Raw genomic sequence first — 21,235 nt, 5'->3', positions numbered from 1 at the left:
GGTGGGGTCCTCCGTGGCATCGAACACTGCACTGATGGCAGGTCTGGGCGGTCGGCTGAGTTGCCAAGCGGACCTATGGCACCTTTGGTAGGTCACATAGCCAGCTGCAGAACACATAGCTCAGGCAAGCGATGCTGACGTGCATCCCGGAAAGCGGTAGGTCGATCTCGGCCTCCATGAGACGAGGGAAACCGCAGCCGCGTCTGGCCCCGCGCTCAGTAGTTCTTTGCCGACGCTGGGAGCGTCTAGCCTTCGACGATCCGGCCCTCGATGACCGTCGGCTGCTCCCGCCGCGGCTCCTCCGAAGACACGACCTCGCTGTCCACCACCATCACCGGCCCCCGCCGGCGGTTGGCGAACCGCACTGCCCGCTTCTCCATCCGCTTCAACCACAGCCGCCGCGCCACCGCCCGCGACGGCGGCAGGATCAGCAGCAACCCCAACACGTCGCTGACAAAACCAGGCACCAGGATCAGCACTCCACCGAGCCCGACCAGCATCCCGTCGGTGAGTTCCTTCTCCGCCGGGCGTCCCGAGCGGGCCGCCGACGTGAATGCCCTCATTGCCTTTCCGCCCTCGCGGCGGGCCAGCCACGATCCCAGGAACGCGCCGGCCAGCAGGAGGCCCAGCGTGCCCAGCACGCCGACGGCCGAACCCACCGCCCAGATCGCGGCGATCTCGGCGAAGACGTAAAGCAGGAACGCGACAGCCATACTCCCTTCAACGAACGAGCTGTCCGATTTGCTCCCGGCCCTCCCCGATCAGCGCAGCAGCGTCGCGATCATCGACCGCAGACCCGAAGCCAGGCGATCCGTCTCGCCGGTCTTCAGGAACTGCAGCATCAGGTCGCTGTGCAACGAGCCCAGCAGCAAGTGCGCCGTCAAGTCCGCGTCCAGCGAAGGGGTCGCCGAAGCGATCAGGCCTGCCACGTGTGCGTGCCACGACACGTAGATCGGGCTGTTCAGGCGGTCCGTCGAGGCCTGCTCGAACGCCGCCATCACCTTCACGTTGCGGGTGGCCAGCTCCACCACCGCGTCGAAGAACGCCGCCAAGCGCGAAGCGGGGGGTGCGCCCGGGCCCAGTGGGGGCGGCCCCGACGAAACCGCGTCGGACAGCGCCTGGACCCGGGACTCCACCAGTGCGCGCATCAGGCCCTCGCGGTTTCCGAACCGGTGGAACACCGTTCCCTTGCCGACGCCGGCCGCTGCCGCGACGCGGTCCATCGACACCTCGGCTAGGTCGTGGGACGCCAGCAACTCCTCCGCCGCGCGGAGGATCGCCCGGCGGTTGCGGGCCGCGTCGGCGCGCTCCATCACCACTCCCTCGACAAGTTGACCGTCGGTCCATATAGTAGGCGACCGTAAGTTGACCGTCGGTCCAGTTAGGGGTGGCAGATGCGCGCGGTGGTGCAACACGGCACGGGTGGTCCGGACGTGCTCGAGGTCGAGGAGCGGCCCGAACCGACGCGAAATCCCGGCGAAGTCCTCATCAGGACCGAGGCCATCGGCGTGCCGTTCTACGAGACGCAGATGCGCGCCGGGCTGATCCCGGCCGGTCCCGCGCCGGCGGTCTTCGGGCACGAGGCCGCCGGGATCGTCGTCGAGGCCGACGATCCGAGCCTGCCCGGCAAGAGGGTCGTCACCATGTCGTACACCGGCGGCGCGTACGCCGAGTTCGTCGCCGCGAGTCAGTACACGCTCGTACCCGACGCCATCCCGCCCGTGGAGGCCGTTGCCGCTGCCGTTCCGGCCTCAATGGCGCTGGCCTTGATGGACGCCGCGGACGTCAAAGCAGGTGAGACCGTGCTGGTCGAGGCCGCGTCCGGGGCGATCGGGGGGTACCTGGCCCAACTGGCCGGGCAAAAGGGTGCCCACGTGGTCAAAACCGCCGGCAAGGGGAAAGCCGACATCGACCACGACGACCCGGACTGGCGGCAGCGGGTGCCCGACGGCATCGACGTCGTCTTCGAGTCGATCGGTGGCCCGCGCGCCGGCGAGCTCACCGCGAAACTCGCGCCGCACGGGCGGATCCTCGCCTACGGCCTGCTGAGCGGCGAATTGCCGGCCTTCCCCGTCGCCGGTCTCATCGGGCGCGGCCTCACCTTGATCGGCTTCGGCGGACCGGACGCCTACGGGAAGCGGGTCTCGGCCGTCCGCGCCGAGGCACTCGGCCTCGTCGCGGACGGCACGCTGACCCCCGTGCTCGACCGGACCTACCCCCTCGCGGACGTCGCCGCCGCGCACGCGCGCGTCGAGAGCCGCGAAGGCGCCGGCAAGGTCGTGCTCGTCCCTTAGCTCGGCACCTCGTCCAGGTACGCCTGCGCTTGCAGGGTGAACAGATCCGCGTACCCCGCCTTCGCCGCCATCAGCTCCTCGTGCGTGCCGTACTCCGCGACCTTCCCGCGATCCAGCAGCAGAATCCGCTCGGCTTGGCGAACCGTCGAGAACCGGTGCGAGATGTACAGCGTCGTCCGGCCTTCGGACAGCTCACGCAGGCGCGCGAACAGGTCGTGCTCGGCCTGGGCGTCCAACGCCGACGTCGGTTCGTCGAGGATCAACAGCGGCGCCTCCCGCTGGAACGCCCTGGCCAGCGCGATCTTCTGCCACTCCCCACCGGACAACGAAACACCCTGGTCGAACCAGCGCCCCAACGGGCTGTCGTAGCCGGAAGGCAGCCGCTCGATGCGCTCGTCGGCGCCCGCTCGGCGGGCCGAGTCCTCGATGTGCGGACGATCTTCCAGCCGCGAAAGGTCGCCCAAGCCGATGTTCTCCGCCGCCGTTCCCTGGTACGTCACGTAGTCCTGGAACATCGCGCTGATCCGCCGGCGCAGCTCGTCCGGGTCGTATTCGCGGATGTCGACGCCGTCGAGCAGGATGCGGCCGGCCGTCGGGTCGTACAGCCGGCAGAGGAGCTTGAACAGCGTCGACTTGCCCGCGCCGTTGCGGCCCACCACCGCCACCGTTTCGCCCGGGCGGATCTCGAAGCTCACGTCCTCCAGTGCCGGCTCGTCCGAACCGGGGTAGGCGAAGGTGACCGAGTCGAACTCGATGTGTCCATCCACTTCGGACGGGAAGGGGCGCGGCGAGGAGGGCGCCGTGATCTCCGGCTTCGTGTCGAGGAACCGGTAGAGCGTGTCCAGGTACAGGTTGTTCTCGTACATCCCGGAAAAGGCCGTGAACAGCCCGGACACCGACGTCTGCACGGACGTCGCCGCGGCCGTGTACAGCGCCAGGTCACCCAGCGTCAGGCGGCCGCCGACCGCCTCCAGGGCGATGTACAGCGCGATCGCCGAGCCCGCGAACGTGCTCAGCAGCCCCCAGGACGTCGAACTGAGGTTGCGGTTGATCGTCAGCTTCCGCTGCCGCTCGTACGAGACGACGCCGAGCCGGCGGAACCGGTCGACGAAGTACGGGCCGAGCCCGAACAGCTTCGTCTCCTTGGCGTAGGTGTCCGTGGTGACCAGCGACGACAGGTAGTCCATCCGCCGCTTGATCGGCGACATCAGGAACGTCAGCCAGAACGCGCGCGAGCCGTACTTGGACTGCGAGATGAACGCCGGGATCGGCGCCACCAGCGCCACCAGCGCCAGCAGCGGGCTGATCGAAACGAGCAGGGCGATCATGCTGCCGAACGTGATCAGCGTCCGCACGAGCCCCAGCGCGGAGTTCATCATCGACAGCGGCCGCGTCGGGGCCTCCTGCGCGGCCTGGCGCAGCATGTCGTAGGACGTGGATCCCTCGAAGTACGCGAGGTGCAGTTCGCTCGCGTGCGCCATCACCTGGTGGCGGATGGTCAGCGTCATGCGTTCCTGCAGCAGCGACTGCGCGATCGACGTCAGCGCGCTGCTGATCGCGGTCGCGGCGAGCACGCCGAACTGGAACAGCGCGACGTTCACGATGTCGGCCGTGGTCCCCTTGCCCTGGATCGCCGCGACGACGGCGTCCAGCAGCAGCTTCGCGATGTACGCGGTCACGGTCGGCAGGAGCCCGGACAGCAGCGTGATCAGCGCCAGGAGGATCGTCAGGACAGGGCTCGCCTGCCACGTCAGCTTCACGACCTTCGGCAGGCCACGGACCGTGCCCGCGACGGACGTCTTCGCGCGCTTGAGCCGCGAGCGAAGGTCCTTCGGCTGGTCTTCCGGTTCGGGTTCGGGGATCTCGACCGGTCCGGTCAGCCCGCTTTCCGGGACCGTCGTCGCGTGCCGCCGTCTTCCTCGCCGCGCCAGCATGAACTCCATGCCGCCCCCACCGCCCGGAATCACTGAGCCTCCACGGCGCCGTGCAGGAAGACGTCGACCACCTGGCGCGTGGTGGCGGGGTCTTCGACCGGCGCCATCCGCCGGCCGCCGAACAACAGGGTCAGGAACAGCGCGGCCAGCTGCTCGGGGGTCAATCGCAGCCGGTCCTTCTCGGGCTCGAACAGCTCGGTTATCGCGCCGCGCATGGCGGCCATCGACTCGCTGCGGCCGCCCTTCCACGTGCTGCGCCGGTCCTTGAGGCGCTGTTCGGGGTCACGCTGCTTGTGCCGGCCGGACGCGTGCAGGGCGCCCATCAGCGCGCCCATCCGCTCGAGGTGCGCGCCGAGCGCGTCGGCGGCCTCGACGAGCCGGTCTTCGAGCGGCTGGTCGATGGGGATGTCGGCGATCGCGTCGAGCACGTGGTCGGGCTTCAGCGCCTCCGCGGTGCAGGCGTCGAAGAGCTCGTCCTTGTCCTTGAACGCGCGGAAGATCGTGCCCTCGCCGATGCCGGCCGCGCGGGCGATCTGGCTGGTGGTCACTCCGGTGCCGTGTTCCATCAGGAGCGGCAGCACCGCGTGCACGATCATGGCGCGCCGCGCTTCGACGCTCATGCCCGGCGCTCTCCGCCGGGTTTCGGGTGCTGGTGTCATGTGTCCAGTGTGCGGAGTGAGTGCTCACTCCGTCAAGCGAGTATGCCGAGAGCGAAACGGAGAGGGCCGCCCCGGAAGCTCCGGGACGGCCCTCTACCTGCGAAAACTCAGTACGTCATCGCCATCGCCGGGTCGGCCAAGAGCGCGCCGACGTCGGCGAGGAACTCCGAGCCCTGCTGGCCGTCGACCACGCGGTGGTCGAAGCTCAGCGACAGCTGGAGGACCTTGCGGACCTTGATCTCGCCGTCCACCACCCACGGCTGGTCCTTGATCGCACCGAGGCACAGGATCGCGGACTCGCCCGGGTTGATGATCGGCGTTCCGGTGTCGACGCCGAACACGCCCACGTTGGTGATCGTGATCGTGCCGTTCGCCATGTCCGCCGGGGACGTCTTGCCCTCGCGAGCGACGTCCGTCAAGGCGGTCAGGGCCTGCGCCAGCTCCTTCAGGGACAACGAGTCGGCGTCGCGGACCTTCGGCACGATCAGGCCGCGCGGCGTCGCCGCGGCGATCCCGAGGTGCACGTAGTCCTTGTAGACGATCTCCTGCGCCTGCTCGTCCCAGACCGCGTTGATGTCCGGAGTGCGCTTCGCCGCCAGGCACACGGCCTTCGCGGCGAACGTCAGCGGCGTGACCTTGACCCCGGCGAACTCCCGCGACTTCTTCAGCTTCTCGCGGAACTCCATCATCGGCGTGACGTCGATGGTCAGGAACTCCGTGACGTGCGGAGCGGTGTACGCGCTCTGCACCATCGCGGCTGCGGTCATCTTCCGGACACCCTTGATCGGCACGCGCCGCTCGCGGGAGCCGTTCTGGACAACGGAAGGTACGACTGGAGACCCGCTTGCGGCGCGCTCGACATCTTCACGCGTGATGACGCCGCCATCCGCGGTTCCGGCGAGCGTGTGCAAATCGACGCCGAGATCCTTCGCGAGCTTCCGCACCGGCGGCTTCGCCAACGGGACGTACCCGCCGCGAGGCGCAACCGGAGCAGGTGCCGGAGGGGCGGCGACAGCAGCGGCCGGAGCGGGTTCCGATCCCTTGCGGGCGCGCCGCTGCGTGACCACTGTCTTCGAGCCGTACCCGACCAGCGGCTTCATCTCTTCTTCGGCCGGCTCTTCGACTGGTGCTGGAGTAGCCGAAGAGCCACCGGGGTCGACGTCGATGGTGAGGATCGGCGTGCCGACCTCCACCGTCTGCCCCGGCTCGACGTGCAGCTCCGTGACCACCCCGGCCCACGGGATCGGCAGCTCGACGGCGGCCTTCGCGGTCTCGATCTCGACCACGATCTGGTTGACCGTCACCGTGTCACCCGGCTTGACGTGCCAGTTGAGGATGTCGGCTTCGGTCAGCCCCTCGGCCGTGTCGGCCAGGGGGAACTGTTTGAACGTAGGCATTGCGCGGAAATCCCCCTTACCAGGCGAGCGAGCGGTCGACGGCGTGCAGCACCCGGTCCAGGTCGGGGAGGTAGTGCTCCTCGAGCTTGGCCGGCGGGTACGGCGTGTCGAACCCGGTCACCCGGAGGACGGGCGCCTCCAGCGAGTAGAAGCACTCCTGCTGGACGCGCGCGGCGATCTCCGACGTCAGCGACGACTCCGACGGCGCCTCCGAGAGCGCGATCAGCCGTCCGGTCTTGCGCACCGACTCGAACACCGGGCCGAGGTCCAGCGGCGAGAGCGTGCGCAGGTCGATGACCTCGAGGGACTTGCCTTCGTCCTCGGCCGCGGCGGCCGCGTCGAGGGCGACCTTCACCGACGGGCCGTACGCGACGACCGTCGCCGTCGTGCCTTCGCGCACGACCTGCGACGAAAACACCTGCGACGGCGTCCCGGCGACGTCGATCTCCGCCCGCAGCGCACCCGAGTGGTACAGCCGCTTCGGCTCGAAGAACAGCACCGGGTCGTCGGACTTGATCGCCTGCTGGATGCCCCAGTAGGCGTCGACGGCGTTCGAAATGGACACGACCTTGAGGCCGGGGATGTGCGCGAACAGCGACTCGGGCGACTCCGAGTGGTGCTCGACCGCGCCGATCCCGCCGCCGAACGGCACCCGGATCACGACCGGCATCTTGATCTTGCCCTGCGTCCGGTAGTGCAGCTTCGCCAGTTGGGAAGAGATCTGGTCGAAGCCGGGGAAGATGAAGCCCTCGAACTGGATCTCGCACACCGGCCGGAAGCCGCGCACGGCCAGGCCGACCGCGGTGCCGATGATGCCGGACTCCGCCAGCGGCGTGTCCAGCACGCGCTGCTCGCCGAAGTCCTTCTGCAGGCCGTCGGTGATCCGGAAGACGCCGCCGAGCTTGCCGACGTCCTCGCCCATGATCAGGACCTTCGGGTCTTCTTCCATCGCGCGGCGCAGGCCGAGGTTGAGCGCCTTGCCGATGGTGAGTTTCTGGAGGTCGGACATCAGTGCTCACCCGCCGATACGAAGCCGTCGAGGTAGGACAGGAACTCTTCGCGCTGCGCGTCCAGCACCGGGTTGCCCTCGGCGTAGACGTTGCTGAAGATCCGCTCCGGCGGTGGCTCCGGCATGTTGAACGTGTACTCGCGCAGGTCGGCGGCGAACGCGTCGGCGTCGGCCTGGACGCTTTCGAAGTAGTCGTGGTCGGCGTAGCCGTTGCGGGCCAGGTACGCGCGGACACGCTCGATCGGGTCCTTGAGCTTCCACTCCTCCAGCTCGTCGGAGAGGCGGTAGCGGCTGGGGTCGTCGGTCGTCGTGTGCGCGTCCATCCGGTAGGTGAACGCCTCGATCAGCACCGGGCCGTTGCCGTGCCGGCACTCGTCGAGCGCCCAGCGGGACACCGCCAGGCAGGCCAGGACGTCGTTGCCGTCGACGCGGATGCCGGGGAAGCCGTAGCCGCGGGCGCGCTGGTACAGCGGCAGGCGCGACTGGCGCTCGGTCGGCTCGGAGATCGCCCACTGGTTGTTCTGGCAGAAGAACACCAGCGGCGCGTCGTAGACGGCGGCCCAGACGAATCCTTCGTGGACGTCACCCTGCGAAGTGGCGCCGTCGCCGAAGTAGCAGATCGTGGCTTCGCCGTCGTCGTCGCCGACCTTGCCTTCGAACTTCTGGCCCATCGCGTAACCGGCGGCGTTGAGCACCTGGTTGCCGATCACGATGGTGTACGGGTGGAAGCCCGTGCCCTGGTAGTCCCAGCCGCTGTGGTCGGTGCACCGGAAGATGCCCAGCAGGTCCTTCATGTCGACCCCGCGCGCGTACGCGACGCCGTGCTCGCGGTAGCTGGGGAACGCCATGTCGTTCGCCTTGAGGGCGCGGCCGGAGCCGATCTGCGCGGCCTCCTGGCCGAGCAGCGGGACCCAGATGCCGAGCTGGCCCTGGCGCTGCATGGCGTTCGCCTCGCGGTCGGCCCGCCGCACCAGCACCATGTCGCGGTACAGGCCGCGGAGTGCTTCGGCGTCGACGTCCTCGACGTACTTGTCGAACTGGGGCGAGGGAACCCGTTCGCCTTCGGGGGTGAGCAGCTGAGTCAGCTCAGCGCCACCTTCGCTGGTCGCTCGCAACCCGGCGATCACCTGTTCGGGGGAGGGCTGGGCCGCGACCGCGGCGGGGCCGTCTCCAGGTTCCGGGTGCGTCCACTGTTCGGACGGCATGCGCTGTACTCCTCGGTGTCGGTGCCTCTGGCGGCCGCTTGTGGCGACCACAGCGACTGCACCGGCGGGGACCAGCGCATCGGGTCCGAAGCGCTCGGTCACCGTCGGCGTTGACGGTTCTCGCCGACATCCTGGCACGAAGGTCCACGCTTTGGTGAGTCACGGATACTGATTTGTTGCTGAGAAAAGGCCCCTGAACAGGGGAAACGCTAGGAAGCCCGAGCATCGGACCTACGAGAGTCGGTGATCAGCGGCGACGCTCACCAGGGTCGTGAGTGGTAAGGAGGGTTCTAACCCGCCTTACCACTCACGAGGCGCGGGGCGGGGCTGTGATGTGCCGCACGCTGTTGCCGCCGTGGCACGATGGGCCACGTGGAGCAGAAATCCGTGCGTGAATCCGTCGTGTCGTCGTGGACCAACGACGTCATCCCGAGTCTGTCCGGGCTGGTGGCGATCCCCGCCTTGTCCCCGGCCTTCGACGCCGAATGGGCGAAGAGCGGCCACCTCGCCGCCGCCGTCGAGCACGTCCGCGAGTGGATCGCCGCGCGCGATCTGCCCGGCGCGACGCTGGAGGTCGTCCAGCTCGAAGACCGGACCCCGCTGTTGCTCGTCGACGTCCCGGCGACCCCGGGCGCGGCGGACAAGGGCACCGTCCTGATGTACGGCCACCTCGACAAGCAGCCCCCGGTGGGCGGCTGGTCCGAGGGCCTCGACCCGTGGACCCCGGTGATCCGCGACGGCCGGCTGTACGGCCGCGGGTCCGTCGACGACGGCTACTCCGGCTACTCGGCGACGACGGCGATCGAGGCCGTGCACGCGGCCGGCGGCGAGCACGCCCGCGTCGTGCTGCTCCTGGAGACCGGCGAGGAGTCCGGCAGCCCGGACCTGCCCGCTTACGTCGAGCACCTGGCCGACCGCATCGGTTCCGTCTCGCTGGTGGTCTGCCTCGACGCCGGCGGCAGCGACTACGAGCGGTTGTGGCTGGTCACGAGCCTGCGCGGGATGCTGCACCTCGACGTCACGGTGCAGCTGCTGGGTGCGGCGCAGCACTCCGGCATCGCGAGCGGTGTCGTCGCGAGCTCGTTCCGGATCCTGCGGCACCTGATCGAACGCCTCGAGGACAGCGCGACCGGCGAGCTGCTGCCGGCCGAGCTCAAGGTCGACGTCCCGGCGAACCGGCTCGCGGAGCTCAAGGCCGTCTCGCAGGACTTCCCGGAGGCGCTGACGAAGGCGTTCCCGCTGGTCGAAGGCGGGCGGGTGATCACGGAAGACGCGCTGGAGCTGATGCTCAACAACGCGTGGCGCCCGACGCTGTCGGTGATCGGCGCCGACGGCTTCCCGAAGCCCGCCGACGCCGGGAACGTCCTGCGCGAGAGCACCACGCTGACGCTGAGCTTCCGCCTGCCGCCGACGGCCGACGCCGAGAAGGCGCTCGAAGCCGTGAAGCGCGTCCTGACCACGGACGTCCCGTATGGCGCGAAGGTCACGCTCGGCTCGCCCCAGGCGGAGAGCGGCTGGAACGCGCCGGCCGAGTCGCCGTGGCTGACGACGGCCCTGCGCACGGTCAGCGACGAGGTCTTCGGCCGTCCCCACCGCGCGACCGGCATGGGCGGCTCGATCCCGTTCATGGGCCTGCTCTCGCGGAAGTACCCGGACGCGCAGTTCCTGGTCACCGGCGCGTGCGGAGCGGACTCGAACATCCACGTGCCGGACGAGTGGCTGCACCTGGACTACGCGCAGCAGGTCACCGAGGCCGTCGCGCACATCCTGGACGCGCACGCCCGCGGCTAACCGCAGGCCTCGCGCAAGGTCGCGGCGGCCGTCCGCAGGTAGGCCGGGAACTCCTGCCGCCCGTCTTCGTCGATCCAGCGGTCGAAGGCGTCGCCGAAGACGATCGCCGCGACCTGCGCCGCCGGTTTCGCCAGCTCGGACCGGGTTCCCCGGCGTTCCAGGGCGTCCTGGATCGCGGCCGTGATCGCCGCGCCCTTGCTCCGCTCGCGTTCGCGGAGTTCGGCGCTCGAAGCGATCACGGCCCGGCGTTCCGGCGACGGGTCGACGAGCCGCGTCACCTGCGTACCGACCTCGGCCAGCGCGCCGAGGGCCGTGCGAAGCGGCGACTCCGCCTCTTCGGCGGCGAGGACGGCTTCGGCGACCGCCGGCGGCAGCTGCTCCGCGCCGGCGAAGAGGACTTCGCGCTTGTCGGGGAAGTAGCGGAAGTAGGAGCGGCGCGTGATCCCGGCGCGCTCGGCGATCTGCGTGATCGTCACGGCGTCGTACCCGTGCTCGGCGAACAGCTCCAGCGCGGCTTTCCGCAGCCGGTCCGCGGTCCCGGGATCCCATCTGGCCACGCCTCAGCCTAGCTGACGTCTCAGTGTGTCATCACGTGCTAGGGTCAGTGACGACACACTGAGACATCACTGGAGGTCGACATGGAGATCTGGGTCCTCGGCGCCTTGGGCCGAACCGGCCGGGCCATCACCGCCGAACTGGCCGCGCGCGGACTGCCTGCGGTGCTGGTCGGACGCAACCGGGAACGCCTGGAAGCGACCGGCGCGAAGTTCGTCGTCGCGGACGGCGTCGAGGCGATCGCGGCGGAGATCCGCCGGCAGCGGCCGGCGGTCGTGATCAACACGATCGGCGAGTACGCCGCCACGGCGAAGACGATCGCGCGCGCGTGCCTGCCGGGCGGGCACTACGTGGACATGGCCGCGGACCTGGTCGCGGTCCGGCGGCTGCTCGACCTGCACGACGAGGCCCTGGCCGGCGGCAGCACCTTCGTCACCGGAGCCGGGTTCGGCGTGCTGGCCACCGAAGCCGTCGTCGCGAAGCTGTGCGAGGGGCGTGACACGCCCAGCCGCGTACAGGTCGACGCGCTGGCCTCCGTCGCCATCGAAGAGGGGGCGGTGGGGGTCGCGCTGGCCGCCAGCATCGTCGACGCCCTCACCGCGGTCTCGGCCAGAGGTGCGAAGCCGCGCACCCTTGTCCTGCCGGACGGCGAGACGGGCAAGGTGGCGGGTGTCGACTCGGGTGAGCTGATCGCCGCCCAGCGCGCGAGCGGTGCGCCGGACGTCACGGTCTTCTCCGGGCTGGCCCCGACCGCCCCGGTGGTCCGGGCCCTGCTTCCGCTGCTCGGGCGGGTGGTGTCGATCCCGGTCGTGCGCCGGTTCGCCGTCCGGCGGCTCGCCGCGGTCCGGACGAAGGCGGCGCCCCGCCCCCGCGCGCACACCTGGGGGCACGCCGTCGTGACCTGGCCCGGCGGGACGACGCGCGAAGGCTGGCTCCGCGTGGGCGAAGCGATGGACTTCACCGCGGCGGTGGTGGCCGAAACGGCGGCTCGCCTGGCCCGCGGCGAAGGCAAGCCGGGCGCGCACACCCCGGCCTCGGCCCTCGGCGCGGACGTCGCCGAAGCGGCGGGCGGAACCTTCCTGCTCTAGGCGAGCCGGGTCAGCTGGACCGAGACGTCCAAAGTGGATTGCCCACCGCCGGTGAAGATGCCCTTCAACGGCGCCACATCGGCGTAGTCCCGGCCCATGGCCACCCACACGTGCCGCGGCCCGACCGGGATCGCGTTCGTCGGGTCGTACGCCCACCACCCGCCGGTCCAGACGTCGACCCACGCGTGGGACTCGCCCTCGACCACCTCGCCGAGCTTCGCGTCCGGTTTCGTGTGCAGGTAGCCCGACACGTACCGGGCCGGGACGCCGATCGCCCGCAGCATCACCAGCGTCACGTGCGCGAAGTCCTGGCACACGCCTTCGCGGGCTTGCCACGCGTCCGTCGCGGTCGAGTGGACACCCGTGGTGCCCGGCTGGTACTTGAGCTGCTTGTTCACCCACTCGCACACCGCCAGCACCGCGTCCGCCGGGTCCAGGCCGCGGCGCAGCGCGCGGGCTTCGCGCGCCAGGGCGAGGTCGCGCGGGGTGTAGTCGGTCGGGGTCAGGTACTCGGTGCGGTGGTCGATGACGGTCTCCGAGCGCAAGTCCTTCCACGCCGCCGTCCGGATCGGTTCCGCTTCGTCCGCCGTCTCGACCACCGAGGTCGCCAGCACGGTGAACTCCGTGTGCGGCGCGTGCAGGTCGAACGACGTCACGACCGTGCCCCAGTAGTCCGTGTACCGGTAGGCACGGGTGGCCGGGGCCGTCTCGATGCGGGTCGCCACCGTCGTCTGGCGGCGGTCCGAGCGCGGGGTCAGCCGGGCCTCGTTGTACGACTGCGTCGCCGGTGTCGCGTACCGGTACCCGGTCCGGTGCGCCACCCGCAGCTGCCACGTCACAGCGAAACCTCCGCGCCGCTCCACGCCACCCACGGCGACGTGCTGAAGTACTGCATCGACACCGCTTCGCCGATCTCCTTGATGGACGTCTGCAACGCACCGAGCCGCCGGGGCAGGTCGGTGAGCAGCTCCGACGGGCGGAGGAACTCCAGTTCGCTGCGGGCCCGGCCGAGCTCGCGCAGGGCCTCGGACTTCTCGTTGGTGCGCGCGCCGCCGCCCGGGTCGAGCCGCTGCAGGCACTCCTCGGCCTGCCGCAGCGCGTGGAACACCGAGCGCGGGAACAGCGTGTCCCGCAACAGGAACTGCACGACGCGGCCGGCGTCCAGCGCACCCCGGTAGGTGCGCAGGTAGGTGTCCTGCGCGCCGGCCGAGCGCAGCACGGTGATCCAGCCCGGCGAGGACGCGCGGTCCGCGACCCGGGACAGCAGCAGCCGCACCACCATGTCGGCGCGTTCGATCGAGCGGCCCAGCACCATGAACAGCCAGCCGTCGTCCCGGCTCATCGTCGAGTCGGCCAGCCCGGCGAACATCGCCGCGCGCTCCTCGACGAAGGACAGGAACGCGTGCGGCCCGGCGCGCCGGGCGTAGCGCTGCCGGTCGGGCACCGCGTTCCAGGTCGCGTTCAGGCATTCCCACAGCTCGGTCGAGACGACTTCACGGGCGCCGCGGGTGTTCTCGCGCGCCGAGTTGATCGAGCCGACGATCGACGCGGGGTTGTCCTTCCCGTACGCCACCAGCTCGGTCAGCTTCCACACGTCCAGGGACTCCGTGCTCGCCGGGTCGATGCCCAGCACGGCCAGGAGCTGGCGGCTCGCGTGGTCCGGGTCGACGGTCGCGTCTTCCAGCAGCTGGTGGACCGAGACGTTGAGGATCCGGGAGGTGTCGTCGGCGCGTTCGACGTACCGGCCGATCCAGTACAGCGACTCCGCGTTGCGTGCGAGCATGCGAACCCCCCTAGCTCTGCTGTTGCTGCTGTTGCTGCTGCTGGGACGTCGTCAGTTCGGGCCCCTGCTCGGTGATCAGACCATCCACAGTGGACACCGCGCCGAGTGCGGGCTGCTCCAGCTCGCGTTCGGCGGTGGACGCGCGGGACGCCAGCACCCAGGTGTCCTTCGAGCCACCGCCCTGCGAAGAGTTGACGACCAGGCTGCCCTCCGGCAGCGCCACCCGGGTCAGGCCGCCGGGGAGCACGAAGATGTCCTTGCCGTCGTTGACGGCGAACGGCCGCAGGTCGACGTGCCGTGGCGCGAGCCGGTCGGCCACCTTGGCCGGCACGGTCGAGAGCTGGACCACCGGCTGCGCGATCCAGCCGCGCCGGTGCGCGCGCACCTTGCGCCGCAGCGTGTCCAGCTCCTTCTTGGTCGCCTCCGGGCCGAACACGATCCCGTAGCCGCCGGAGCCCTCGACCGGCTTCACGACGAGCTCGTCCAGGTGGGCCATGACGTGGTCGAACTCGTCCGGCAGCCAGCAGCGGAAGGTGTCCACATTGGGCAGCAGCGGCTTCTCGTTCAGGTAGTACTTCACCATCTCCGGCACGTAGGTGTAGACGAGCTTGTCGTCGCCGACGCCGTTGCCGATCGCGTTCGCCACGACGACGTTGCCCGCGCGGGCCGCGTTCTGGATGCCGGCGACGCCGAGCACGGAGTCCGGCCGGTAGTGCACCGGGTCGAGGAACTCGTCGTCGATCCGCCGGTAGACGACGTCGACCTGGCGCTCCCCCTCGGTGGTCCGCAGGTAGACGACGTTGTCGCGGCAGAACATGTCCCGGCCTTCGACGAGCTCGACGCCCATCAGCCGGGCCAGCAGCGAGTGCTCGAAGTACGCCGAGTTGTGGATGCCGGGGGTGAGCACGACGACCGTCGGGTCGGCGACGTTCGCCGCGGCCGCCGCGCGCAGGGCCCGGAGCAGGTGCGACGCGTAGTCGCCGACCGGTCGCACGCGGTGCTGGGCGAACAGGTCGGGAAACACGCGGGCCATCGTGCGCCGGTTTTCCATCACGTACGACACCCCGGACGGGTTGCGGAGGTTGTCCTCCAGCACGCGGAACGTGCCCTCTTCGTCACGCACGAGGTCCACACCGGACACGTGGATGCGCACGCCGTTGGGCGGGGTGATGCCGAACGCCTCCCGCCGGAAGTGCTCGCACGAGGTGATCAGCCGCCGCGGCAGCACGCCCTCGCGCAGGATCAGGCGGTCGCCGTAGATGTCGGCGAGGAACGCCTCGAGCGCGCGGACGCGCTGGGCGACGCCGCGCTCGAGCTTCGTCCACTCGGCCGCCTGGATCACCCGCGGCACCAGGTCCAGCGGGAACGGCCGCTCCTGCCCGGACAGCGAGAACGTGATGCCCTGGTCGACCATCGCCCGGTCCAGCGCGAGCGACCGCGAGTTGAGGTCGTGCGCGTCGAGGGCCGCGATCGATTCGTACAGCGCCCGGTACGGGCCGCGGACCGTGCCGTCGGCGGCGAACATCTCGTCGTACGCGCCGGCGTGCGGCCGCGCCGGCGAGAGGTACCCCTCGAACCGGTCTCCCGGACGGGTGATCCGGCTGGTCGCCGCCGTCCTCGCGCGTCGACCGGAGGGGGGCAGCCGCGGCGGGGTGGCGTTCATGGTCGACATCCTTACCCACGCCACGGGGTGGGCGCGATACCCGCGGTGCGACGCGCGCCGTCGTAAACATCGCCGTAACTTCACAGTGCTGTGCTTTGGTATGGATGAGTGGCAATATGCGTGCTCTCACGAACTGAGAACTACGAGGAGTGACGACGTGGCCCGAGGAACCCAGCTCAAGGCGATCGCCCTGCTGCCTGCGTTCGCCCTGGTCGGCTTGACCGTGGCGTGCGGAGCGGGAGGGAGTGGCGCGGGCGACGTCAAGCCCAGCAGCTCAGCCGCCGCCCCGGGCGCCGGCGGTGACTTGGGCGCGGTCGCCAAGGACGACAAGCTGGCGGCCATGGTCCCGGATGCGGTCAAGACGGACGGCAAGATCCTGGTCGGCCAGGACCAGAGCTACCCGCCGAACGAATTCCAGGACGAGAGCGGCAAGGTCACCGGTTTCGACGTGGACCTCGGCACCGCGATCGGGCAGAAGCTCGGCCTGAAGATGGAGTTCCAGAACGCCGCCTTCGACGGGATCATCCCGGGCATCCAGGCCGGCAAGTACGAGCTTGCGATGTCGTCGTTCAGCGTCAACGCCGAACGGCTCCAGATCGTCGACATGGTCAGCTACTACAAGGCGGGGACGTCGCTCGGCGTGCTGAAGGGCAACCCCGACAAGCTGAACGTCGACGACCTCTGCGGCAAGAAGCTGGGCGTGCAGAAGGGCACCACACAGGTCGACGACCTGCAGAAGCGGTCGGACAAGTGCACCTCGGCGGGCAAGCCGGCGATCGACGTCACCCAGCTGCAGGCCCAGACCGACGTGAACCTGGCGCTCACCGCGAAGCGGGTGCAGGGCGAACTGGCCGACTCCCCGGTCGTCGACTACGCGGTCAAGCAGACGAACGGGCAGCTCGAGGTCGTCGGTGAGCCGTACGACACGGCGCCCTACGGCATCATCCTGAAGAAGGACAGCGGCGACTACGGCAAGGCGGTTCAGGCGGCGGTCCAGGCCCTGATCGACGACGGCACCTACAAGAAGATCCTCGACAAGTGGGGTCTGTCGGCAGCCGGCGCGGTCAGCAAGTCGGAACTCAACCCGGCGGCGTCCTGAGCCGGCTAGAGAGGGCTTAGCCAGTGTCCAGTTCCTCCGACGCGCCTCCCGATGACCGGGTGGCCGTCGACACCAAGCCCATCAAGGCCGTCCCGGTGCGCCACTACGGGCGCTGGGTGGCCGGGGTGGTCGTCCTCTTCGTCGCCTTCATCGTCGTTCGCAGCATCGTCACGAACGACAACTTCGGCTGGCCCACCGTCTGGGACTACCTGTTCAACGACCGCGTGCTGCGCGGTCTGCAGAACACCCTGATCCTGACCGTGATCTCGATGCTCATCGGCATCGTGGGCGGGGTCCTGCTGGCGGTCATGCGGCTGTCGCCGAACCCGTTGACCAAGGGCGCCGCGGGCATCTACATCTGGTTGTTCCGCGGCACCCCGCTGATCACGCAGCTGGTGTTCTGGAACTTCCTCGCGTTCGCCTACCCGCGGCTCGGGCTCGGGATCCCCTTCGGGCCCGAGTTCGTTTCGTGGAGCACGAACGACCTGATCAACCAGTTCACGGCGTCGCTGCTCGGCCTCGGGCTCAACGAGGCCGCGTACATGGCGGAGATCGTGCGCGGCGGGATCCAGTCGATCGACAGCGGTCAGCTGGAGGCGGCGTCCGCGCTCGGCATGAAGCGGACGACCACGCTGCGGCGCATCGTGCTGCCGCAGGCGATGCGGGTGATCGTGCCGCCCACCGGCAACGAGACGATCGCGATGCTGAAGACCACGTCACTGGTCGTCGCGATCGGCTACTACGAGCTGATGGTCGCGGTCCAGACCATCTACGCGCAGAACTTCAAGACGATCCCGCTGCTGCTCACCGCGGTGATCTGGTACCTGTTCATGACGTCGATCCTGACCGTCATCCAGATCCAGATCGAGAAGTACTTCGCCCGGGGTACCTCGCGGGCCGTCACCCCGCGGACCGGACTGGGCGCCCGGTTGTTCGGCCGGGGTGGAGGGAACGTCACATGACCCCCGTGGTTTCCGCGCAGAAGATCCACAAGAGCTTCGGCAGCGTCGACGTCCTCAAGGGCATCGACCTCGAGGTGCACGAACGGGAAGTGCTCTGCCTGATCGGGCCGTCCGGCTCGGGCAAGTCGACGCTGCTGCGCTGCATCAACCACCTCGAAAAGATCGACGCCGGCCGGCTCTACGTCGACGGCGTGCTCGTCGGCTACAAGCAGCGCGGCGACAAGCTGCACGAGCTGCGCGAGAACGAGGTCGCGTTCCAGCGCAAGGACATCGGCATGGTGTTCCAGCGCTTCAACCTCTTCCCGCACATGACGGCGCTCGAAAACATCATGGAGGCGCCGATCCAGGTCCGGCGCGAGCCGAAGGCCCAGGTGCGGGAGCGCGCGCTGGAGCTGCTGGACCGCGTCGGCCTCGCGGACAAGGCGAAGAACTACCCCGCGCAGCTGTCCGGCGGGCAGCAGCAGCGCGTCGCGATCGCCCGGGCGCTGGCGATGCAGCCGAAGCTGATGCTGTTCGACGAGCCGACGTCCGCGCTGGACCCGGAGCTCGTCGGCGACGTCCTGGGCGTGATGAAGCAGCTCGCCAAGGACGGCATGACCATGGTCGTCGTCACGCACGAGATGCAGTTCGCGCGCGAGGTGGCCGACAAGGTCCTGTTCATGGACGGCGGGGTCGTCGTCGAGGCGGGACCGCCCGAGCAGGTCATCGGGAGCCCGCGCGAGGAGCGGACCAAGTCGTTCCTCGCCCGGGTGCTGAACCCCAACGCCTGAGAGATCTGGGGCGGCGGAAACGGTGTTCCGGCACCGTTTCCGCCGTTTCTTCGTTACCTTGATGGCGGGGCGAGGGAGGGGGAGCCGGCATGTCGACCGAAAGTGCGCTGCCGCCGCTCGACCCCTTCGCGGGCATCCCGGACCGCCGCTACGAGGTCAAGGCCTCCGAACTGCTGAAACCCGGCAACGCGGGCCTGATGCGCTGGCGGCGTCAGGCCACGAACGCCCCGATCGTCTACGTCGAGGACGCCTACATCACCGGGACGCTGGACCTGCGGGCCGCGGACCTGAAGTACCTGTTCCGGTTCGAGCGGTGCCGGTTCGAACAGCCGCCGGACGTGCGCGAGGCGAACCTGCTCGGGCTCGTGTTCCGCAAGTGCTGGCTGCCCGGGCTCAAGGCCCGCAACATGCGCAGCCGCAACGACGTCCGGCTGATCCGCAGCGTCGTGCAGGTCGACGGCGACCGGCGGGAGATCGAAGAGACGACCGTCCAGCGCGGCGACGACCGCGAACGCGGCATGCCGAACGCCGCGGTCAACCTGACCGACGCGGTGATCGAGGGCTCGATGGTGCTCACCCGCACCGTCATCTCCCACCCGCACGGCAAGGCCATCCAGGCCGACCGGCTCGTGCTGACCGGCGCGCTGCTGGCCTACCGGATGGTCGCGAACGGCGAAGTCCGGCTCCCCGGCGTGCGGACCGGCGGTAACGTGAACTTCTCGGGGGCCACGCTGAACAACCCGGACGGCTTCGCGCTCAACGGCAACGGCCTGCACATCGGCGGCAGCCTGCTGTGCGAGGTCGACAACTACGGGCCGGCCAGCCAGCGCAAGCGGTTCTCCGCCACCGGGATCATGTACCTGCCGAGCGCCACCGTGGACAGCGACATCTCGCTGCGCGAGGCCAAGCTGACGGTGTCCCAGCACGGGCCGATCGCCGTCGACGCGTGGAAGTCCAACGACCCGTACATCGACCCCCGGCCGGCGCTGGTCGCCGACCGGATGCGCGTCGACGGGAACGTCGAGCTGTCGGACGGCCTGCAGGCGCTGGGCACGCTGCGCATGGTGAACGCCCGGATCGGCGGCTCGCTGCGGCTGGCCGGCGCCGAGATCCGGGTCGAGCGCGGCAAGACGGTGCCGTACTACGACCGTGCCCTGCACCTCGACGGCACCGAGATCGGCGGCGACATCGAGGCGACGAGCCTGCGCGTCCCGGCGGGGCAGCTGCGCCTGGCCGACGTCACCGTCGGCGGCAACTTCCTGGCCTGGAACTCGATGTTCCGCCATCCCGGCCGGGACGTGTTCTCCGCCCGCCGGTCGAAGATCGCGGGCAACTTCCAGCTCACCGACGCCACCATCCACGGCACGCTCCGCCTGCAGGGTGTGGACGTCGGTGGCAGCATCAACCTGGCGGGCACCCGGCTCACGGACCCCGGCCGCCGTGCGACCAGCAGTTATTCCCTCGACGTCCGCACCGGCCGGGTCGGCCGCGACCTGACGCTCCGGGACAACAACGGCCGCCCGTTCGTGGCCGAAGGAGGCGTCAACCTCGACGGCGCCCAGGTCGCCCGGCGCGTGGACCTGCGCGGTTCCCAGCTCGGGTCGTTGCCGCCGTTCGGCGTGGCCCTCGACGCGGGCGACGTCGCCTCGGACGAGTTCATCCTGACCCCGAGCAGCCCCCCGACGGGCCGCATCGTGCTGCGCCGGGCCCACTGCGGAACGCTGAGCGACAACAACCAGTTCTGGGCGGCCTCCGACGGCATCGAGCTGGAGGACTTCCGCTACGACGCCCTCAAGAAGGGCATCCCCCTCGACGACGACAAGGCCCTGGACGAGCGCATCGAGCTGCTGCGCAAAGCGATGCGCGGGTATCGGCCGGGCCCGTACGACCAGCTGGCCCACATGCTCCGCGCGGCGGGAAACGAAGAGCACGCCTCGACGGTGGCCCTGCGCAAGCAGCAGTTCCGCTACGAGGCATTGGCGCGCGGCTTCAAGTTCTTCGGCCCCGGGGTGCGGCTCTGGAGCTGGCTCCAACGCTCGATGGTCGGCTACGGCTACCGCCCGGTCCGCGCGCTCGGCTGGCTCCTGGCGCTGCTGGTCCTGGGCAGCCTCTGGTTCGGCTTCGGCACCGACGACTGCATCGGCTGGAAGTCCCCGGACCCGGCCCACCAGATCATCGCGAACGGCGACCGCTGCGTGGTGAACCAGCAGGACACCGGGCTGCAGTGGAATCCGGTGATCTACACGGCGGACCTGCTGGTCCCGATCGTGGACTTCGGCAACAAGTCGAGGTGGTACATGCACGGCCCGGACAACTGGGTAGCAGCCGGCTTCACGGCCTCGGGCTGGATCTTGGCCACCACCGTGGCGGCGGGCGTGAGCCGCATGCTGCGCCGGGACAGCTGATCAGTCGATGAAGCGGGACCAGAACGGTATGTAGCGGGGGCCGTCCGGTGGGGCCGTGCTGATGCCGCCCGTCGCGAACTCGCGGTGCAGGTAATCCCGCAGGTCACTGCCGTAGACGATGATGTCCGTCTGGTACACCGACAGCACCGGGTAGCCCACCGTGCCCGCCAGCCCGGGCAGGTACCGGTGCCCGCACACCGGCACCAGCTGCGGCACGTCGGCCAGCCGCCGCCGGGCTTCGCGGACCGCGTCCTCCGGGCCGACCGGGCGCGTGCCCCAGTCCGGCAGCCAGAAGCCGTTGTGCTCGACGTCGTACAGCACGCCGTCGACCGGCCATGCCAAACGTTTGCGCAGCTGCTCCGGGTTGCCGCAGCGCCAGTCGGGCCAGCGGTCGCCGATCGGGACGCCGGCGGCCAGGAACGTGCGGTGGTCCGCGGCGAAGCGGAAGCCGAACCGGCGCTCGACGTCGTCGAGCTCGGCTTCGCTCAGCCCGGGACGCACGGGTTCCCGGAGGTTCTCCTGCAGGTGCCGCGCCTCCTCCGGAGTGAGGGCGCCGGCCGGCTGGACGGGGGTCATGGCCCGAGCCTAAGCGGCGGCTCACCCGCCCGCGCGTCCTTTTTC

General features: G+C 69.8%; 19 protein-coding genes. 7 read left to right on the top strand and 12 right to left on the bottom strand.

Going from position 1 to position 21,235, the window contains the following annotated elements; translation table 11 throughout:
• Nucleotides 1-245: 245 nt before the first annotated feature.
• Nucleotides 246-713: an FxsA family protein gene (locus tag C2L58_RS14370; RefSeq protein ID WP_103338067.1), complete on the bottom strand. Its 468-nt coding sequence runs from the start codon at nucleotides 711-713 to the stop codon at nucleotides 246-248.
• Between the two features lie 48 nt (nucleotides 714-761).
• Complete coding sequence (locus C2L58_RS14365) at nucleotides 762-1,313, bottom strand: TetR/AcrR family transcriptional regulator (protein WP_103338066.1); 552 nt, start codon at nucleotides 1,311-1,313, stop codon at nucleotides 762-764.
• 81 nt (nucleotides 1,314-1,394) lie between these two features.
• Between C2L58_RS14365 and C2L58_RS14360 the strand changes: the two genes are divergently transcribed.
• Nucleotides 1,395-2,294 carry a quinone oxidoreductase family protein gene (locus C2L58_RS14360; protein WP_158264114.1) on the top strand — a complete coding sequence of 300 codons (900 nt, stop codon included), beginning with the start codon at nucleotides 1,395-1,397 and terminating at the stop codon, nucleotides 2,292-2,294.
• Here C2L58_RS14360 and C2L58_RS14355 read toward each other — a convergent pair.
• From C2L58_RS14355 to pdhA, 5 genes are all read right to left on the bottom strand, one after another.
• Nucleotides 2,291-4,237: an ABC transporter ATP-binding protein gene (locus C2L58_RS14355; RefSeq protein WP_103338065.1), complete on the bottom strand. Its 1,947-nt coding sequence runs from the start codon at nucleotides 4,235-4,237 to the stop codon at nucleotides 2,291-2,293. The two genes, C2L58_RS14360 and C2L58_RS14355, sit on opposite strands and share 4 nt — an antisense overlap.
• Before the next feature lie 20 nt (nucleotides 4,238-4,257).
• The gene (locus C2L58_RS14350; protein ID WP_103338064.1) at nucleotides 4,258-4,848 is read right to left on the bottom strand and encodes a TetR/AcrR family transcriptional regulator; all 591 of its coding nucleotides are present in this window, start codon (nucleotides 4,846-4,848) and stop codon (nucleotides 4,258-4,260) included.
• Nucleotides 4,849-4,994: 146 nt separating this feature from the next.
• Nucleotides 4,995-6,284 carry a dihydrolipoamide acetyltransferase family protein gene (locus C2L58_RS14345; protein ID WP_103338063.1) on the bottom strand — a complete coding sequence of 430 codons (1,290 nt, stop codon included), beginning with the start codon at nucleotides 6,282-6,284 and terminating at the stop codon, nucleotides 4,995-4,997.
• Between the two features lie 16 nt (nucleotides 6,285-6,300).
• A complete protein-coding gene (locus C2L58_RS14340) occupies nucleotides 6,301-7,293 on the bottom strand; it encodes an alpha-ketoacid dehydrogenase subunit beta (RefSeq protein ID WP_103338062.1) in 993 nt (330 codons plus the stop codon).
• Nucleotides 7,293-8,498, bottom strand: a complete 1,206-nt coding sequence (pdhA, locus tag C2L58_RS14335; protein WP_103338061.1) for a pyruvate dehydrogenase (acetyl-transferring) E1 component subunit alpha — start codon at nucleotides 8,496-8,498, stop codon at nucleotides 7,293-7,295. The genes C2L58_RS14340 and pdhA overlap by 1 nt, the downstream gene beginning before the upstream one ends.
• A 372-nt stretch (nucleotides 8,499-8,870) precedes the next feature.
• Between pdhA and C2L58_RS14330 the strand changes: the two genes are divergently transcribed.
• Complete coding sequence (locus C2L58_RS14330; protein WP_199191265.1) at nucleotides 8,871-10,289, top strand: M20/M25/M40 family metallo-hydrolase; 1,419 nt, start codon at nucleotides 8,871-8,873, stop codon at nucleotides 10,287-10,289.
• Here the strand turns inward: C2L58_RS14330 and C2L58_RS14325 are convergent.
• Nucleotides 10,286-10,846, bottom strand: coding sequence for a TetR/AcrR family transcriptional regulator (locus C2L58_RS14325; protein WP_103338060.1), 561 nt, complete (start codon nucleotides 10,844-10,846; stop codon nucleotides 10,286-10,288). The genes C2L58_RS14330 and C2L58_RS14325 overlap by 4 nt on opposite strands.
• Nucleotides 10,847-10,927: 81 nt before the next feature.
• Between C2L58_RS14325 and C2L58_RS14320 the strand changes: the two genes are divergently transcribed.
• Complete coding sequence (locus C2L58_RS14320; protein WP_103338059.1) at nucleotides 10,928-11,932, top strand: hypothetical protein; 1,005 nt, start codon at nucleotides 10,928-10,930, stop codon at nucleotides 11,930-11,932.
• Here C2L58_RS14320 and C2L58_RS14315 read toward each other — a convergent pair.
• Genes C2L58_RS14315 through C2L58_RS14305 form a run of 3 tightly spaced genes read right to left on the bottom strand, consistent with a single transcriptional unit; the run spans nucleotide 11,929 to nucleotide 15,387 of the window.
• Complete coding sequence (locus C2L58_RS14315) at nucleotides 11,929-12,771, bottom strand: transglutaminase family protein (RefSeq protein ID WP_103338058.1); 843 nt, start codon at nucleotides 12,769-12,771, stop codon at nucleotides 11,929-11,931. The genes C2L58_RS14320 and C2L58_RS14315 overlap by 4 nt on opposite strands.
• Entirely contained in the window at nucleotides 12,768-13,715 is a 948-nt protein-coding gene (locus C2L58_RS14310) for an alpha-E domain-containing protein (RefSeq protein ID WP_103338057.1), read from the bottom strand. Before C2L58_RS14310 ends, C2L58_RS14315 begins: the two co-directional genes overlap by 4 nt.
• 10 nt (nucleotides 13,716-13,725) lie before the next feature.
• Complete coding sequence (locus tag C2L58_RS14305; protein ID WP_103338056.1) at nucleotides 13,726-15,387, bottom strand: circularly permuted type 2 ATP-grasp protein; 1,662 nt, start codon at nucleotides 15,385-15,387, stop codon at nucleotides 13,726-13,728.
• A gap of 181 nt (nucleotides 15,388-15,568) precedes the next feature.
• On the opposite strand from C2L58_RS14305, the gene C2L58_RS14300 reads away from it, so the two are divergent.
• From C2L58_RS14300 to C2L58_RS14285, 4 genes are all read left to right on the top strand, one after another.
• Nucleotides 15,569-16,477, top strand: a complete 909-nt coding sequence (locus C2L58_RS14300) for an ABC transporter substrate-binding protein (protein WP_103338090.1) — start codon at nucleotides 15,569-15,571, stop codon at nucleotides 16,475-16,477.
• Nucleotides 16,478-16,536: 59 nt separating this feature from the next.
• Nucleotides 16,537-17,439 carry an amino acid ABC transporter permease gene (locus tag C2L58_RS14295; RefSeq protein WP_233225711.1) on the top strand — a complete coding sequence of 301 codons (903 nt, stop codon included), beginning with the start codon at nucleotides 16,537-16,539 and terminating at the stop codon, nucleotides 17,437-17,439.
• Complete coding sequence (locus C2L58_RS14290; protein ID WP_103338054.1) at nucleotides 17,436-18,209, top strand: amino acid ABC transporter ATP-binding protein; 774 nt, start codon at nucleotides 17,436-17,438, stop codon at nucleotides 18,207-18,209. The genes C2L58_RS14295 and C2L58_RS14290 overlap by 4 nt, the downstream gene beginning before the upstream one ends.
• Nucleotides 18,210-18,298: 89 nt before the next feature.
• Nucleotides 18,299-20,614 carry an oxidoreductase gene (locus C2L58_RS14285; RefSeq protein WP_103338053.1) on the top strand — a complete coding sequence of 772 codons (2,316 nt, stop codon included), beginning with the start codon at nucleotides 18,299-18,301 and terminating at the stop codon, nucleotides 20,612-20,614.
• On the opposite strand, the gene C2L58_RS14280 is transcribed toward C2L58_RS14285, so the two are convergent.
• Nucleotides 20,615-21,190: a hypothetical protein gene (locus C2L58_RS14280; protein ID WP_103338052.1), complete on the bottom strand. Its 576-nt coding sequence runs from the start codon at nucleotides 21,188-21,190 to the stop codon at nucleotides 20,615-20,617. It lies immediately after the preceding gene.
• Nucleotides 21,191-21,235: the final 45 nt, after the last annotated feature.

The sequence above is a fragment of the Amycolatopsis sp. CA-126428 genome (assembly GCF_002904335.1).
GTDB lineage: Bacteria > Actinomycetota > Actinomycetes > Mycobacteriales > Pseudonocardiaceae > Amycolatopsis.
The sequence above is the reverse complement of the archived record's forward strand: the minus strand, read 5'-3'. Positions and strand labels throughout refer to the sequence as shown.

Bases quoted from the DNA above. Each gene is read 5' to 3' on its own strand.
- C2L58_RS14280 (WP_103338052.1), bottom strand. From the start codon at position 21,190: ATGACCCCCGTCCAGCCGGCCGGCGCCCTCACTCCGGAGGAGGCGCGG.
- C2L58_RS14360 (WP_158264114.1), top strand. From the start codon at position 1,395: ATGCGCGCGGTGGTGCAACACGGCACGGGTGGTCCGGACGTGCTCGAG.
- C2L58_RS14355 (WP_103338065.1), bottom strand. From the start codon at position 4,237: ATGGAGTTCATGCTGGCGCGGCGAGGAAGACGGCGGCACGCGACGACG.
- pdhA (WP_103338061.1), bottom strand. From the start codon at position 8,498: ATGCCGTCCGAACAGTGGACGCACCCGGAACCTGGAGACGGCCCCGCC.
- C2L58_RS14290 (WP_103338054.1), top strand. From the start codon at position 17,436: ATGACCCCCGTGGTTTCCGCGCAGAAGATCCACAAGAGCTTCGGCAGC.
- C2L58_RS14340 (WP_103338062.1), bottom strand. From the start codon at position 7,293: ATGTCCGACCTCCAGAAACTCACCATCGGCAAGGCGCTCAACCTCGGC.
- C2L58_RS14370 (WP_103338067.1), bottom strand. From the start codon at position 713: ATGGCTGTCGCGTTCCTGCTTTACGTCTTCGCCGAGATCGCCGCGATC.
- C2L58_RS14365 (WP_103338066.1), bottom strand. From the start codon at position 1,313: ATGGAGCGCGCCGACGCGGCCCGCAACCGCCGGGCGATCCTCCGCGCG.
- C2L58_RS14345 (WP_103338063.1), bottom strand. From the start codon at position 6,284: ATGCCTACGTTCAAACAGTTCCCCCTGGCCGACACGGCCGAGGGGCTG.
- C2L58_RS14305 (WP_103338056.1), bottom strand. From the start codon at position 15,387: ATGTCGACCATGAACGCCACCCCGCCGCGGCTGCCCCCCTCCGGTCGA.
- C2L58_RS14350 (WP_103338064.1), bottom strand. From the start codon at position 4,848: ATGAGCGTCGAAGCGCGGCGCGCCATGATCGTGCACGCGGTGCTGCCG.
- C2L58_RS14310 (WP_103338057.1), bottom strand. From the start codon at position 13,715: ATGCTCGCACGCAACGCGGAGTCGCTGTACTGGATCGGCCGGTACGTC.
- C2L58_RS14320 (WP_103338059.1), top strand. From the start codon at position 10,928: ATGGAGATCTGGGTCCTCGGCGCCTTGGGCCGAACCGGCCGGGCCATC.
- C2L58_RS14285 (WP_103338053.1), top strand. From the start codon at position 18,299: ATGTCGACCGAAAGTGCGCTGCCGCCGCTCGACCCCTTCGCGGGCATC.